The organism is Neptunicoccus cionae (assembly GCF_002860325.1).
GTDB classification, from domain to species: Bacteria; Pseudomonadota; Alphaproteobacteria; order Rhodobacterales; family Rhodobacteraceae; genus Amylibacter; species Amylibacter lutimaris.
This window is the reverse complement of record NZ_PKOJ01000001.1, coordinates 1,111,563-1,126,484: the sequence shown is the minus strand read 5'-3', so window position 1 is coordinate 1,126,484 and position 14,922 is coordinate 1,111,563. Positions and strand designations below refer to the sequence as shown.

At 57.4% G+C, this 14,922-nt stretch carries 14 protein-coding genes; 4 read left to right on the top strand and 10 right to left on the bottom strand.

Annotated features, from left to right (window positions below; genetic code table 11):
• Nucleotides 1–29: 29 nt before the first annotated feature.
• The 9 genes from C0U40_RS05455 to C0U40_RS05415 all read right to left on the bottom strand — a co-directional run bounded on the left by C0U40_RS05455 (nucleotide 30) and on the right by C0U40_RS05415 (nucleotide 9,288).
• Complete coding sequence (locus C0U40_RS05455) at nucleotides 30–971, bottom strand: fatty acid desaturase family protein (RefSeq protein WP_101654676.1); 942 nt, start codon at nucleotides 969–971, stop codon at nucleotides 30–32.
• A gap of 60 nt (nucleotides 972–1,031) precedes the next feature.
• Complete coding sequence (locus C0U40_RS05450) at nucleotides 1,032–1,442, bottom strand: MarR family winged helix-turn-helix transcriptional regulator (RefSeq protein WP_101654675.1); 411 nt, start codon at nucleotides 1,440–1,442, stop codon at nucleotides 1,032–1,034.
• On the bottom strand, nucleotides 1,443–2,027 hold the full coding sequence (locus C0U40_RS05445) for an amino acid synthesis family protein (protein WP_101654674.1): 585 nt from the start codon (nucleotides 2,025–2,027) through the stop codon (nucleotides 1,443–1,445).
• On the bottom strand, nucleotides 2,024–2,608 hold the full coding sequence (locus tag C0U40_RS05440) for an amino acid synthesis family protein (protein WP_101654673.1): 585 nt from the start codon (nucleotides 2,606–2,608) through the stop codon (nucleotides 2,024–2,026). Before C0U40_RS05440 ends, C0U40_RS05445 begins: the two co-directional genes overlap by 4 nt.
• Nucleotides 2,601–3,416 (bottom strand): UPF0280 family protein, encoded by an 816-nt coding sequence (locus tag C0U40_RS05435; protein ID WP_101654672.1) that lies wholly within the window; start codon nucleotides 3,414–3,416, stop codon nucleotides 2,601–2,603. Before C0U40_RS05435 ends, C0U40_RS05440 begins: the two co-directional genes overlap by 8 nt.
• A complete protein-coding gene (locus C0U40_RS05430; RefSeq protein WP_101654671.1) occupies nucleotides 3,413–4,834 on the bottom strand; it encodes a 6-hydroxynicotinate reductase in 1,422 nt (473 codons plus the stop codon). The genes C0U40_RS05435 and C0U40_RS05430 overlap by 4 nt, the downstream gene beginning before the upstream one ends.
• The gene (locus tag C0U40_RS05425) at nucleotides 4,827–7,565 is read right to left on the bottom strand and encodes a molybdopterin-dependent oxidoreductase (protein WP_286134788.1); all 2,739 of its coding nucleotides are present in this window, start codon (nucleotides 7,563–7,565) and stop codon (nucleotides 4,827–4,829) included. Before C0U40_RS05425 ends, C0U40_RS05430 begins: the two co-directional genes overlap by 8 nt.
• Nucleotides 7,562–8,383, bottom strand: a complete 822-nt coding sequence (locus C0U40_RS05420; RefSeq protein ID WP_101654669.1) for an FAD binding domain-containing protein — start codon at nucleotides 8,381–8,383, stop codon at nucleotides 7,562–7,564. Before C0U40_RS05420 ends, C0U40_RS05425 begins: the two co-directional genes overlap by 4 nt.
• A 131-nt stretch (nucleotides 8,384–8,514) precedes the next feature.
• A complete protein-coding gene (locus C0U40_RS05415; RefSeq protein ID WP_180957624.1) occupies nucleotides 8,515–9,288 on the bottom strand; it encodes a transporter substrate-binding domain-containing protein in 774 nt (257 codons plus the stop codon).
• 138 nt (nucleotides 9,289–9,426) lie between these two features.
• Between C0U40_RS05415 and C0U40_RS05410 the strand changes: the two genes are divergently transcribed.
• The 4 genes from C0U40_RS05410 to C0U40_RS05395 all read left to right on the top strand — a co-directional run bounded on the left by C0U40_RS05410 (nucleotide 9,427) and on the right by C0U40_RS05395 (nucleotide 12,603).
• Complete coding sequence (locus tag C0U40_RS05410) at nucleotides 9,427–10,167, top strand: amino acid ABC transporter ATP-binding protein (RefSeq protein WP_101654667.1); 741 nt, start codon at nucleotides 9,427–9,429, stop codon at nucleotides 10,165–10,167.
• A gap of 9 nt (nucleotides 10,168–10,176) precedes the next feature.
• On the top strand, nucleotides 10,177–10,935 hold the full coding sequence (locus C0U40_RS05405; protein WP_101654840.1) for an amino acid ABC transporter permease: 759 nt from the start codon (nucleotides 10,177–10,179) through the stop codon (nucleotides 10,933–10,935).
• Between the two features lie 10 nt (nucleotides 10,936–10,945).
• The gene (locus C0U40_RS05400) at nucleotides 10,946–11,281 is read left to right on the top strand and encodes a carboxymuconolactone decarboxylase family protein (RefSeq protein WP_101654666.1); all 336 of its coding nucleotides are present in this window, start codon (nucleotides 10,946–10,948) and stop codon (nucleotides 11,279–11,281) included.
• A gap of 83 nt (nucleotides 11,282–11,364) precedes the next feature.
• Nucleotides 11,365–12,603 (top strand): NAD(P)/FAD-dependent oxidoreductase, encoded by a 1,239-nt coding sequence (locus C0U40_RS05395; protein WP_101654665.1) that lies wholly within the window; start codon nucleotides 11,365–11,367, stop codon nucleotides 12,601–12,603.
• 45 nt (nucleotides 12,604–12,648) lie between these two features.
• Here the strand turns inward: C0U40_RS05395 and C0U40_RS05390 are convergent, their stop codons facing one another.
• Nucleotides 12,649–14,859: a PAS domain-containing hybrid sensor histidine kinase/response regulator gene (locus C0U40_RS05390; protein ID WP_101654664.1), complete on the bottom strand. Its 2,211-nt coding sequence runs from the start codon at nucleotides 14,857–14,859 to the stop codon at nucleotides 12,649–12,651.
• Nucleotides 14,860–14,922 lie beyond the last annotated feature (63 nt).

The following is a 14,922-nucleotide window of genomic DNA, read 5'->3' as shown; positions in this document are numbered from 1 at the left end:
ATCCTGCTAACTGGCTTCACGCCAGCCCTTCACCCCGCCGGACGGGATGCCGCCAGTTTCAGCACGTCCCAGTAATTCCGCCCGATCCGCATCTTATCGCCATAGCCCTTTTCCAGCATCAGCCGGTGCAACCGTGGCAGATGCCGACAGGGCACATGCATGATCAGGTGATGCTCCAGATGGTAATTCACCCAATACGGCGCCAGAAACAGCCGCATCAGCGGTCCCGCCTTGGTGGTGCGCACATTGCGCAGGGGATCGTCTGAAAACTCAACCACGCCATGTTCGGCAATATTGCGCACCCGCAGCACCAGTTGAAACCAAGTCAGCAGCGGCAGCGCCCAAAAGGCAAACCACCACCACCACGCGCCAACCGCCCACATCACCGAAAAAATCACGCCATTGGCGATCAGCGCACGCCCCAGCACCGGTCCGGAAAACGCCTGTGCGAGATCCTGACGGGACATGCCCTCCGCTTCGCCTGCCAGTTTGAAAGCCATCATGATCTGCTGGCTGCGCTGGCGAAATCCGGTCTGCCCCGTAATATCCCGCAACAGCTTGCGCCGCAGACTGGCCTTGGTCGTCGGAAAGGCGCGCGACAGGTTCAGGTCCGGGTCTTCTTCGGTCTGGGTGTGCTGGTGGTGCTTCAGATGATAGCGGCGGTATTCGAACATATCTGCAAGGATCGGCCGCCCGCAAAGCCACTCCCCCGCAAATTCGTTATACTTCCGCGTCTTGAACAGGGCCACATGGGCCGCTTCATGCATCAGGATTGCCAGCCCCAATTGGCGCGAACCGATCAGCATAACCGCCAGCACAAAGGTCAGAACATTGGGCCAGAGCGCAAACAACGCCAGCGCCAGTGCAATAACGCCCCAGCAATGCAACACCAGCCACGCGCCCCAAAGATCGGAACGGCCATTAAAGCTGCGGATTTCCTCTGTACTCAGATATGCACGACCCGGTGTCATGACGTCCTCCCGACTAGCGGGCACAACAACCGCTCTGGTTGCAGCCCCTCCCCGTCCAGATCACGTCAGACGCTTCAACATGTCCAGAAAAACCTTGCGTTCCGTATCGCTCAGGGGCGCCAGAGTTTCCTCTGTTACTTTTTCACCAAAGGCGTGAAGCTGGTCAATTACATCCTGCCCCTGCGCGCTGAGCGACACAACCGTGCGCCTTTTGTCACCGGGATCAGGGCTGAGTTGGATGAACCCTTTGGCTTTCAACCGCGTCACAACGCCCTTGATCGTGGCCACATCCATCGCCGTGCGTCGCCCCAACAGGTTCTGCGAACAGGCCCCCATTTCCCCGATCCGCACAAGGGCTGCAAATTGGGTCGGGGTCAGCCCGAGATCGGAGTGTTTGTTAAAGATCAGTGCATGCCGCTGGTTTGCCAGCCGCAGGATATAGCCTATCTGTTCGTCCAGACGATACGCCATTCAGCGCAACCCGTCCTTGCCTTCTGCCTGTTCGTGGGTAAGCCCGCCAACGCGCGGCAGCGGGCGCCCGCTGTCCGTCACCGCCACAGCCACAAGGATTTCATTGGCGCGGGGTGCATCATTCATCCGCACCTCTACCCCGTCGAAATGGCTGCGCACGTAAGCCGCATCCTTATGGCCCAGCGGCACGTCCAGATCCTGCCCCGGACCCCCCATTTTTTTCGACGAAGGCACCAGAGCCGCCCCTTTCTCAACCGCCTTGCGAAGCGGTGCACCCAGTTTGGGGTGCAGGATCGCAGCGGCGTGTTCCAGTTCACCGTTTTCGCCCACCATCGCGGACTTTCCATAGCTTTCCGCCTGCTCCGGTGTGATCCCAAGCGCCTGAACGCAGCGCTCTCCCAGCAGTCCACCCAGTTCAGCGCCAATGTCCATCAGCGGCGTCAGGTCTTCGGTATAACTGCCCGCGAAGGGATTTTCGATCACGGCAACAGCCACCGCCTTGCGCGTGGGTGGCGAAATCTCGCGGCCCATTTCCAGATGGGTTTCTTCCACCCAAACAGCGGTTTTTCTGATTTTCGCGCTCATCTCAACCCGTCCTTCCCTGTAATCTCGTCTGCGGCCAAACCACCGACCCGCGCATGAATGCGCGCGCCTGTGCTCATCACCAGAATGAAGGCCAACTCGTCGGCGCGGGGCGCATCATTCATACCGATTTCCATCGCGTCAAAATGGCTGCGCACGTAGGAAGCGTTGATATGGGTGATCGGCACGTCCAGCCGTGTCCCCGCCGCACCGACCTTTTTCGTCGATGGCACAATCGCCGCCGCATCTCCAAGCAGTTCGCGCATGGCATAGCCCCCCGGCGCATGCCAGAGCGCACCGTGTTCCAACTCTCCGGCGGTGCCCACGATAGAGCCCTTGCCATAGCCTTCAACAACTGAAGCATCCCCGCCCAAAAGCGCCAGCGCCTTTTGCGCCATCTCCAGCCCCAAAGGCTTCAGATTTTCCATAAATCCTGCGATATCAGCAACATAACTTCCCGCAAACGGATTTTTAATCACCGCTACAGCCGCGACACGGCGCAGGGGCACCTCCGGCTCGGGGCCGAATTCGTGATGGATTTCCTCCATCGTTGTCATAATCTTGCGAACCACTACGTCAGGCATGTGCCAGCTCCTCTATCCCGATCACACGGCTTTCCCCCTGCAACAGCAGGTAAGCCGCTTTTATGCGTCCTTGCGCCTGTAAATCCTGCGCAAGTCGCGCGCCATTTTCCAAGGCGCGCCTTTTGTCCTTCGCCCCCAAAGGGCCGCATCCCGTAACAACCATCCGGTCGCCCAGATCGCTGTCAGGGTCCAGCCGGTCTGCCCTCTCCCGCGTGATAGCGGGATGGTCCGGCAAATCAACCCTGTTGGCAATCAGTGTCGCTGCGGCATCCGCCACCGCCGCGCAGTCAGCCAGAACCGTCACGCTTTGGGCGATCCCAAGGGACAGGCTACGCCCGCCCTGCCCGCTGGTGGCAATCCCGCCAATCCCGTCACCCGAGCGCAGTGTCACATTGCCCAGCGCCGCTGCATCCAGTCCGGCAATACCCACGTTAAACGTTTGTCCTTTGGCCAAAAACACCGCGATGTCACCGCCGTTGTTCACATATGCCCGTTCAGGGCGTGTTTGCGTCCGGATCGCGGTTAAAACTTCATCTGCAACAGCCCCTGCCACCGCAGCCATGGGCGTGACGAAATCCCGATATCCCGCCGCCGCCCGCGCCATACGTTGTGCCACATGCCCGCGCGGCGCCACCGGCATCGGCTTGCGCAACAGGGGGAGTTCCGCGACAAGTTCTTCAAGGATCGTGGAAAAACGTGCTTCAGCGGCGGCAAACGCGGCTTCACGGTCACCGTCAACGCCGATGATCAGATCAATCGGCCCGTGCTGCAGGTGCAACCTGTCGGCGGAAATCCGTGCTGCGATCATTCTGCCGCCTCTGCGCCACCAATGCGGCGTTCCTTGCCGTCCAGCACCTCGTCAACCTTGCGAATCTCGGCTTCATACCCGCCCAAAGCAATATAATCGCTGCGACGCATGGTAAATTCGATCGGCGCGACAAGAGCGGGCGTCGGCACATAGCCAAAGGCGTTAGATGGCATTTGAGTCACATCGGCCATCACGGTGATGCCCCCACCCGGCCAGAGATAGGCCTCGGCGCCGCCTATCGTCACTTGTGTCAGCGTATCGCGCACGGATCGGGTCAACTTTACCGGATTTTCCGTGACCCCCGCCCGCAGGGATCCCCCTGCGCCGCCCATGAACAGCACCGAACAGACGGAAGGCTCGCAATTCTCGGCCACCCTTTCCGCACTGGCCCGCAACGCGGCGGGTGCTTCCGCAGGTTGGGGCACCAGATCCTTATCCAGCTCGAAATAGGCCCATTGTTCGCCAGTCGTCGAGATCATAAACAACCGCAATCCGGGCCATGCCACTTTGGGGTTCACGTTTTTGATTACTTTCAGCGGATCGGAAATATCGGTGCCGCCCCATCCCGTGCCCGGTTCGGCCACCTGAAAATACCGCCCCGGAGTAGAGCGGCGACCGACCACGCGGATGCCGCTCGGCGGGATGTCCAGCAGGACGCCGGCCTGATGTTCGGACAGTACACCGGTGATATGATCGTCCACCACAATCACCTCGTCTGCATGCCCCTTCCACTGGGCCGCAAACATGCCGATTGCGGCGGAACCACAGCCCACCCGCATCAGTCTTTCCTGCTCTCCGTTGATGATCGGCGCCTTACCTGCTTGTACAATTACAACAGAACCATCATCAATCTCCATCTCGACGGGCTCACAATTGCACAAAGCCAACAAAGCATCGCAAGTGACGCGGCCTTCCTTCTTCGACCCTCCGGTCAGGTGGTCCACCCCGCCAAGGGACAGCATCTTACTGCCATATTCGCTCGTCATCACATGACCGATGGGCTCTCCGTCCACGCGCACGATGGCCCGTTCCTCTCCTATGTGGCGGTCTGTGTCGATTTTCACCTTCACGCCGCAATAGCTGAAGATGCCTTCTGTCACGACCGTCACCATGTCCACGCCCCGCGTTTCCGCCGAGACGATAAACGGCGCAGGCTTGTAATCAGGATAGGTAGTGCCCGCACCAATAGCCGTCACAAACGGACGCGAACCTTGCACAATGTCCCCGTCCCATTCGGCCCCTTGCAGGAACGGCACAGCCGGACCGCCGTTTTCAATCACAGTCAACGGATCAAGCCTCACCAGTTCGCCGTCATGATTTGCATAACGGTCACAGGCACCGGAACGGCCTTCGGCGATGTAGCACAACACCGGACAGGCATCGCAGCGGATCTTCTCAACAGCAGCCCGTTCAGTCATGACGCGCCTCCTTCATTGCGGCTTTCAGACGGGAGGGCGTAACCGGAACCTGTCGCAATTGCACCCCTGCCGCGCGATTAATTGCGTTGATCAAGGCAGGTGCGGTGGGAATTAACACATGCTCTCCAAGCCCCTTGGCCCCATAAGGACCATGGGCGTCCGGTTCTTCGATAATCAGGGTTTCGATTGGCGGAATGTCTCCGATCGTCGGGATCAGATAGTCGTGCAGGTTTTCGGTACGTCCCGGGATAAACTCTTCCATCAGCGCCATGCCCAACCCTTGCGCAATCCCGCCGTGGACCTGCCCTTCTACCAACATCGGGTTCACCGCATGACCTACATCATGGGCCGCCACAAAGCGCACCGGATGCACAGTGCCATAGCGCATATCCACATCTACAACCGCCAGATGGGCGGCGTAACCGAATTGCGCGTAAGGCACGCCCTGTCCGTCTTTATCAAGCGGTTTGGTCGGTGGATCATAGGTTTCTTCGGCCCGCAGGACATAGCCTTCCGAGTCGCTTGCCAGACCGCCAAGGGCAACTTCGTGCCGCGCGGACCCGTCCCGCACGATCAGCGCACCTTCAGACGGTTCAATTACCGCCGCTGCGCTGTCAACATTGCACCGGCGCAGGATTTCCGCGCGAAGCGCCAGACCGGAGAGGCGTGCCGCATTTCCGGACACGAACGTCTGTCGCGAAGCACTGGTTTTGCCTGCGTCCGGCGTCACATCCGTGTCCGCACCGGTCAGGTGCAAGTGCTTCACATCCACCCCGAGCGCCTCTGCAAATATCTGGGAAATAACGGTATTTGCGCCCTGCCCGATGTCCATTGCCCCCTGATGCAACACTATCGTGCCGTCGCTGCGCACGCCCGACTTGATCGTCGAAGGGTTCGGCAAAGAGGTATTCCCGCAACCGTACCAGCCCGCCGCGATCCCGACGCCGCGGCGTAAGGGCCCGCCCTTTGCATTGAACGCCGCCGCTTCTGCCTTGGCCTTGGCCCAAGGTTCGCGCAGCGCTTTGAAACAGGCCTTGATCCCGACCCCCTGCTCAAACACTTGCCCGCAGACCGTTGGCGCACCATTTTCCAGCGCGTTCAGCTCGCGAAACTCCAGCGGGTCCATGTCCAGTTTGGCAGCGAGTTCGTCGAACAGAACCTCCTGCGCAATGGCAGCTTGTGGCACGCCAAAGCCGCGAAAAGCACCCGAAGGCGGGCAATGGGTATGTATACCCTTTGCCTCGGCGCGGTAATCGGCAATGCGATAGGGACCGGAGGCATGGACCGGTACGCGGTTGGCAACCGTCGGCCCCCAGCTTGCATAGGCGCCCGTATTGAACAGACCGTCAAAGCGGAAACCTTGCACGCGCCCCGTAGAATCCACACCAATGGTCAACTCGATGTCAGATGGATGGCGTTTTGTCGTGGATTGCATGGATTCCGCGCGGGAATAGGCCATGCGCACCGGACCGTTGATTTTCAACGCGGCCAGCGCGAGGTAAGGTTGCATCGAAATATCCAGCTTGGAGCCGAACCCGCCGCCCACAGCCGTGGGAACAATCCTGATCCTGTCACGATCAATTCCAAGAATTTCTTCCATAGAATCCAGATCCATAACCGGCGCTTGGGTGCAGCCGTGGATTTCCACCCGCCCGTCTGTCACTGTGGCGAACCCCGCTTCCGGTTCGATATAGGCGTGTTCCACAAAGCCTGTGCTGAAGCGGCCCGACACGCGCTGCGCCGCCCCGTTTAAAGCACGATCCGCATCGCCGCATTGGACAAATCCGCCGGTCATAACATTGCCACTGCGGCCCGAATGAAGCTGTGGCGCATCCGCTTCCATTGCAGGACCACAGTCCATTACGGCGGGTAACTCCTGCCATGTGACGGGAAAATCTGCCGGATCGAACCGTGCCATCAGTTCCGGTGTGCCAACAACCGCGGCCACGGCTTCACCTCGAAAACGGGTTTCAGCTACGGCAAACACCGGCTGGTCCGCAAAAGGCGGGATCACCCCGAAACAGTTACGCCCTTTAATGTCTTTCGCGCTCAGCACTGCCAGCACGCCCTCTGTGTGGGTGCGAAACCCTTCGAGATCGCCAAATTCAAAACGCGCCCGTGGATAGGGAGAGCGGATCACCTTTATTACCGGTGTGTCTGCGGGCGCGACATCGTCCCCGAAGGCTTCGCGCCCCTCTACCTTTGCCACACCGTCGAGCCGCCGGATTGATTTACCCATCCCACCGGACACAGGCAAAGGCCCCGCTCCGCCTGCCGCCGCCTCGGCCACAGCGTCAAGTATCTTGCGATAGCCTGTGCAGCGACACAACACGCCGCCAAGCGCATCTTCCACACTGCTGTTTTTATTTCGTAAATACGCAGTCGCAGACACCATCATACCCGGTGTACATATACCGCATTGGGCGGCGCCGTGATTTTGAAAGGCCTCTGCCAGTGCCCGGGTGTCTTGGTCGTACTGAACCAGACCGGACAGGGTTTCCACATGGCACCCGTCAGCCTGCGCTGTGGACATGAGACAGGCGCACACCGGCGCACCGTCCACCAGCACGGTACAGGCGCCGCAATCCCCTGCGTTACAGCCGATTTTCACATCCCGCTCCCCAAGACTTTCGCGCAAAGTTGCAGAAAGCCGTTCGCCAGCTGCAGGGCTGGACCGAACGGGTTTGTTGTTCAGGGTGAAGGCGATCCCTTCGGGGGCAGCATCTTTCATGTGCTCTCCAGACATCTTTCGATGGCTTCCTCTATCATCGGCGCGACGACCTCCAGACGGTATTCTGCTGACCCGCGCACATCATCAATCGGGGACAGCACAGAGAGGTGGTCCGGCGTGACCAGGCCCGCAACCTGCCTGCATCCTTGCAGTTCTGCCTCCAGTTCCGGCAGGCGCTGTGCCACTGGAGAACACGCCCCCACCGCCACCCGCGCGCGGGCGATTGCACCATCTTGAATTTCAATGAGCACAGCGACCATCGCAATGGAAATTACCAGATATTTGCGGCTGCCCAACTTGCTGAAGGCGCTGCGCGCCTGCCCAGCATCGGCAATATGTACTGCTGTCAGAATCTCTCCGGCTTGCAGGGTTGTTTTGCGCACACCAAGAATAAAATCTTCCAAGTGTAACAACCGCCTACCGGAAGCAGAGGTCAATTCGACCTTCGCCCCAAGCGTTAGCAACGGTGGAACACTATCCGCTGCCGGAGACGCATTGCACAGGTTTCCCGCGATGGTTCCGGCATTCTGTATCTGGATCGAGCCGACCTCTCTGGCGGCGGCTTTCAACCCGTCAAACGCCAGCGGAAGTTCTGCTTTCAGAATATCGCTCCAGCAGGTCGCACCACCAATGCGCCACCCTTCCGGCGTTCGGGTGATTCCGGTCATACCCTTTATCCGCGTCACGTCCAAAATCGGGCCTTCGGGCAGACGGTCGCCGTTCATCGGGAAAAAATCCGTGCCACCCGCCAGAATTCGCAGACCTTCTGTCTGCGCATCCTGCACAGCCTGATCCAGCGTTGTCGGTTGGAAGTACATGGGGCAGCACCTCTCGGCGGTTATTCGTTTGTACACTAATAAACAACCCAATCCCTGAGTCTGTCAACCAATAAACCGCAACGAAAAAGGGCTGCCCGATGGCAGCCCTTTCGCGCGTCTTTGAGGGTGGTTCAAAGACCCCATTTTTCCCGCGTCGCTTCAAAAAAGCCTTCGCCTTTTTTCAATTCGATCCAGTTATTCACATAGTTGATCCAGACCTGATCCGCTTGCGGCATGATCATTGCAATCGGCGTGCTCGACGGAGCTTCCACATTCTTGACCCGTGTCACCGGAAACTTGGCTTCCAGCGTGGACCCTTCGATGTTCGAAGTGATGAACACATCCGCGCGACCGGCGATAACCTCCTGAAACCCCCGCGCAGGTGCCTCAACGACTTTGATGTCTGCGTCCGGATACCAGTCACGCACCATCTTTTCAAACGACGTACCAAGAGTGGTCGCAACCTTCACATCCGCCTTGTTGATGCTGTCCGTCCCATCAAACCGGTCCGCTTTGTCCTTCGTAGTGAAGGGCACGATTTCTACCGCGATATAGCTGTCGGAAAATCCGGCAACCTTCATGCGCGCGGCAGAAATAGAAGCCGAGCCCGTCAGGTGGTATTTGCCCGCGACCACACCATTCACAAGCGTTTTCCAATCTGTGGGGACGAATTCCACCTCCACACCCAGATCTTTGGCCAGCTCGGTCATGATATCAATATCATATCCTTTGTAGCTGTTTGTTGCCGGATCTTTCAGCGTCATCGGGTTCCAATCCCCCGTTGTACCAACTTTCAACGTGCCGCTATCCAGTATTTCATTCAACGCGGATTGCGCTGAAGCACCGAAGGCCGCTCCAAGGCTCAAGAGGGCTGCGGTGATCCCGATTTTCCATAACTTCATCATGAATTTCCTTATGTCATCCCCGCACCATTTTGTGACGGGCTGCGTTTCATCGTTGAATAAGGGAATAATCCCCCGTTAAACTCAAGTGAATTCGTCCCCTCGGGGAAGTAACCCCCAATCAGGGAATGACGAGACACAATGTCTGACAACAAGATCGAAATGATCGGCGTGAACAAGTGGTTTGGCGACTTTCATGTGCTTAAAGACATCAATCTGACCGTTAAATCCGGGGAGCGTGTTGTGATTTGCGGGCCGTCGGGTTCCGGTAAATCCACTGTAGTGCGATGCATCAACCGGCTTGAGGAGCATCAAAGCGGCATCATCCGCGTGGATGGCATAGAGTTAACCAATGACAAAGCTGCCATCGCCACCATCCGCTCCGAAGTGGGTATGGTGTTCCAGCAATTCAATCTGTTTCCCCATCTCAGCGTGCTCGACAATCTGATCCTTGGCCCAATGAAAGCCCGTGGCCTGTCCCGTACAGAAGCCACCGATCGAGCAATGCACTATCTGGAGCGGGTGCGCATTCCCGAACAGGCAGACAAGCGCCCCTCACAGCTTTCGGGGGGGCAGCAACAACGGGTCGCGATCGCGCGCAGTCTGACAATGGAGCCAAAGGTCATGTTGTTTGACGAACCCACTTCGGCCCTTGATCCCGAGATGATCTCCGAAGTGCTGGACGTAATGGTTTCGCTGGCACAGGACGGAATGACCATGATCGTTGTAACGCACGAAATGGGCTTTGCACGTAAGGTTGCCGATCAGATGATCTTTATGGACAGCGGTGAAATTGTAGAGGCCGGTCCACCCGAACCGTTTTTCACTGCTCCTAAATCAGGGCGCTGTCAAAAGTTCCTCTCTCAGATACTTCAGCACTAGGGGGTGCCTTTGAAACTCCTTTCAGCCTTCCTCATCCTGCTCACACTTTCCGGCTGTGCCTCATCTGATGTGTGGGGCTGGTATGTTATTGATCCCACTACGAAATCCGGCTGGATCAATATCAAATTCCTGATAAACGGGATGGGAAACACCATCCTGATCTCTCTGATTGCCGCGTTTTTTTCCATTGCGCTCGGGCTGCTGGTGGCTCTGCCCGCCCTGTCCCATCGGCGTTGGCTTCGAATTGTTAACCGCATCTATGTAGAATTTGTACGTTCGATTCCATTGCTACCGATGTTGTTCTGGGTCTTTTACGGGCTGCCGATTATCTTCAAGTCCATGGGGCTGAATATCCCGATAGATCCTTTCTGGGGGGCTGTGATCACACTGGCCCTGTCAGACAGCGCCTTCACGGCCGAGATCTACCGTTCCGGCATACAATCCATCGCCCGCGGCCAGACCGAAGCGGCCCAGACTGTCGGGCTGAGCTATGCCCAGACCATGCGATATGTGATCCTGCCCCAAGCGATCAGGCGCATCCTTCCACCGCTGGCGAACCAGTTCATTTACATCGTTAAAATGTCGGCATTCGCCAGCGTCATTGGCATGCAGGAATTGACCCGCCGCGCCAACGAACTGGTGGTCAGCGAATATCGCCCGCTGGAACTCTACACATTTCTTATTCTGGAATATCTGGTGCTGGTTCTAATCATCAGCGCCGGTGTGCGCTGGCTGGAACGGCGCATGGGTGCGGACGAACGCAGTTAAGGAGAAAACGATGGATTGGGACGATTTTATGCAGGGCGCGCAGGCCGATATCGGGATGCTCTCCAAAGAGATTCCCGAAACTGTCGCCGGTTTCAACCAGATGGGCGCAGCGGCGAAAAAATCCGGCGCACTGCCAGAAAAGACAAAGGAAATTATGGCATTGGGAATTGCAATCACCACCCGCTGTGACAGTTGCATCGGCTTCCATGTGAAATCGCTTGTCCGGCTCGGGCTTACGCGGGAAGAACTATGCGAGGCTCTGGCAATGGCGACATACATGGGCGGAGGCCCGTCCTATGCCTATTCGGCCAAAGCGTTGAAAGCATATGACACGTTTTCAAAGTGAACTTACCTGACTGACAGGAACATTTCTTTTGCAAATCATACCACTGTAGATATTCCTGATAACAATGAAATTTGCGAGGCATCATGGCTGAAGTAGTAATTGCCGGAGCAGGCATCGTCGGGATTTCCACGGCGATCTGGCTGCAACGGGCGGGGCATTCCGTTACCATAGTTGACCGCGAAGGCCCTGCGGCGGGGACGTCCTATGGTAATGCAGGTGTGCTGGCTTCCGGTGCTATCGTGCCGGTGACGACTCCGGGCCTGTGGCGCAAGGCGCCTTTCATGGTACTGGACAAAAACAGCCCTCTGTTTTTGAAATGGTCCTATTTGCCTAAAATGATACCCTTTTTGTGGAAATTCATGCGCAATGCAACAGATGCCCATGTAACCGGCTTTGCTTCTGCTATGGCCGGTTTGCTGCATGACAGTGTGGACCAGCACCGCGCCCTTGCTGCGGGAACGGGTGCCGAAAAATTTATCACCGGAGAAGACTTCTGCTTTGGCTATCCCACCAAACAGAGTTTCGATGCTGATGCTTACGGCTGGAAACTCCGCAGAAACAACGGCGTGGTTTTTGAAGTTCAGTCGGGCGCTGAATTTGCCGGATATGACCCCCTTTACGCAGACAGTTTTGGCATTGTCGTGCGCTGTAAAAATCACGGTCGCATTAGCGATCCCGGAGCCTATATAAAGGCACTTGCCCGACATTTTGAAGAAGAAGGCGGCAAGATCATAATCGCACATGTGTCTGATGTGATCCGCGATGAAACCGGCCTGCGCGGCTTTGAAACCGATGCCGGAGAACTGCGCGGGGACCACGCAGTGCTGGCGCTTGGCGCATGGTCCAAACCGCTTGGCCGGAAGATGGGCCTTGAAATACCGCTTGAAAGTGAACGCGGGTATCATATCGAACTGGTTAATCCTTCCCACATGCCCAAAGCGCCGATGATGGTTGCAGCAGGAAAGTTCGTCATTACACCGATGGCAGGGCGCATCCGTTGCGCCGGAGTTGTGGAGTTTGGCGGTTTGACGAAGCCCCCCTCGGAAGCTCCGTTCAATTTGCTAAAGCGGCACATCCGCGACATCTTCCCCAAACTGACTTATGACCGGATGGACACCTGGATGGGCCATCGCCCGTCCACACCGGACAGCCTTCCCCTGATCGGCAGCACAGACGAAACAAACTCGGGATACGCCGCATTGGGCCACCAACACGTCGGGTTGACTGCGGGTCCGAAAACCGGCCGCATTGTTGCCGATTTGATCAGCGGACGAAAACCGAACATGGATCTCGCGCCTTTTTCCCCGGCCAGATATCGTTAAAACGGCGCAACTTGGTTTCCCTGTGTGAGGAACAGCAGAGCTGGATCAATGTATGAAAGCGGCCTCCCCAACTGAGCCTGTCCCGATATGCCCGATCGTTTCCAGAAGCCGCTTCCGGCTCAGCGGCTTGGCCAGAAAGCCGTCCATACCGGCCGCCGCACATTTTCTGCGATCCTCGCCCGAGGCATTGGCGGTTACCGCGACAATCGGACAGCGCCGTAATCCCCTGTCGGTTTCAATGGCGCGGATATCGCGGGTCGCATCAAGCCCGTTCTTGTTGGGCATGCTGATGTCCATCAGGATGCAATCATAGCGGTTGTCAGCATATTGCCGGACCGCCTGCACACCGTCATGTGCAAATTCCAGCGCGTGGCCCGCATTCTTCAGCATGGACTTGATCAACAGGCGGTTCGTACGGTTATCCTCCGCGACAAGCAGCCTTTTCTGCCGACAATTCTCTTGTCCCGCTTCCCCTGCGCAAGCCGCAACTACGGCAGGCGGGGCCTGAAGCGGCCCCAATGGCAGCGAAAGCCTGACAGTGCAACCTGCACTGGCGCCGGATTCGATGCTAATCTGTGCCCCGATCAAACGGGCAAGATCACGGGCGCTGGACAGGCCCAGCCCGGCCCCATCGAAGGGGCGGGTCATGGTGCTGTCTTCCTGTTCGAACACCTCAAATATACGCTGCAAATTCGCAGGTTCTATGCCAACGCCGGTGTCCTGAATGGCGATTTGCATACAATTGGCCGTATCCAAGGCGACCGAAACTGATATACCCCCGCTGACGGTGAACTTCACACTGTTGGACATAAGACGGCACAGAATGCGTCGCAGTATGACAGGGTCAGCGATCAGCGGGGCGCGCGCGGCGGGGGCGATCCCGACATGCAGGCTTAGCCCTTTTTCTTCCCGCTCCTGACGGTACGCATCGCTAACCTGTTGCAAAACTTCGTCAATTCTGAACTGCACCGGCGTATGTACGAGCTTTCCCGCTTCCAGATCGGCAACGACATTAATGTTTTCCACGATACCGGAAAGCCGTTTCGCAGAACTGTCCAGCATGGCCAGCGCAACTTCCCGTTCCCGACAGATATCTGCATCTTTCAAAAGTTCCACACCGCCGCATATTCCGTTGGCCGGTGTGCGCAACTCGTGGCTCATGCGGGACAGAAACTCGGTTTTTGCGGCGCCGGCGTCCTCGGCCCGCGCAAGCGCATCCAGCAAGACCTTCTCCTGCCGCACGGTCGCAGAGACATCCCGTTCAACGGCGATGTAACCGTCGACGGTTCCATCCTCGCCCAGAAACGGGGTCTGATGCGTTTCCATCCAGAATTCCCTGCCGGATTTGGTCTTGTTGCGGATGCGCGCGCTGGCAGGTTTCCCGTTGGATACCTTCTTCACCATCTTATCAATAACGCGCATATCCGTTTGCGGATGGTTCAGAAGCGCACCGATCGAACGCCCGATCGCCTCTTCCGCAGTGTAACCCGTCAGGGTAACGAAGCGCGCGTTAACCCAAGTAACCTTCCGCTCTTTATCCATAAGAACAATACTGTCGGACGCATGTTCAGCCACCAGCGCAAGGCGACCAGCCTCTTCGGATTTTACGATGAGGGCGCGCTCGGCCTCGCGGTTGCGGGCCCCTCTGTGGGTAAGATGGGAAAAAAGATAGGCAACGATCAGGATCATTGAAACGACCGCCGCCATTTCGGAAGCGATCATTTCTACCTTTGCAGTATCGTCAAGAACAGAATGAACCAGAATTATCGCACCAGCGAGCCCGAGCACATATAGCCTGACCTTATGAGACGGTGGATGGAAGCGGGCCATCAGCAAGGAATTCATGATGGCCCCGAAAAGATACGCCCAACTGAACATTCGCAGGCTTTCAGAATAGGTTCCAGCGATCACCATTCCAGCGCCAAGCCCCGCAACCTGAAGCAGGCTGACAAGCGTGACGCACAAGCTGACACGTATTCCCTCGAAATTCTTCCGACGTCGGATCCTCGCAAGGAGGAAATATTCCAGCATTTCCAGCGGGAAAACGACACTTCCGACCAATAGGGCATAAAGTGGAGAGATCAGGGCAGAAATTAAAGCACAACCGACCATCGCGAGTATAAGGCGGATCGGAAGGGCCGCGATACGCCCGCGAACGTACCGTCGCATCAGACCAGCCTCGGAAGAGGCTTCTTCGAACCGTTCCAGATCACTCAGAACTCGTGGTTCAACCTGCGAAATCGTTTCCTGTTTCAAAGCCTTGGCCCACCCATCCCGATTGGTACAGTAGGACGCTAGCTCTGTTTTCTTAACAATTTC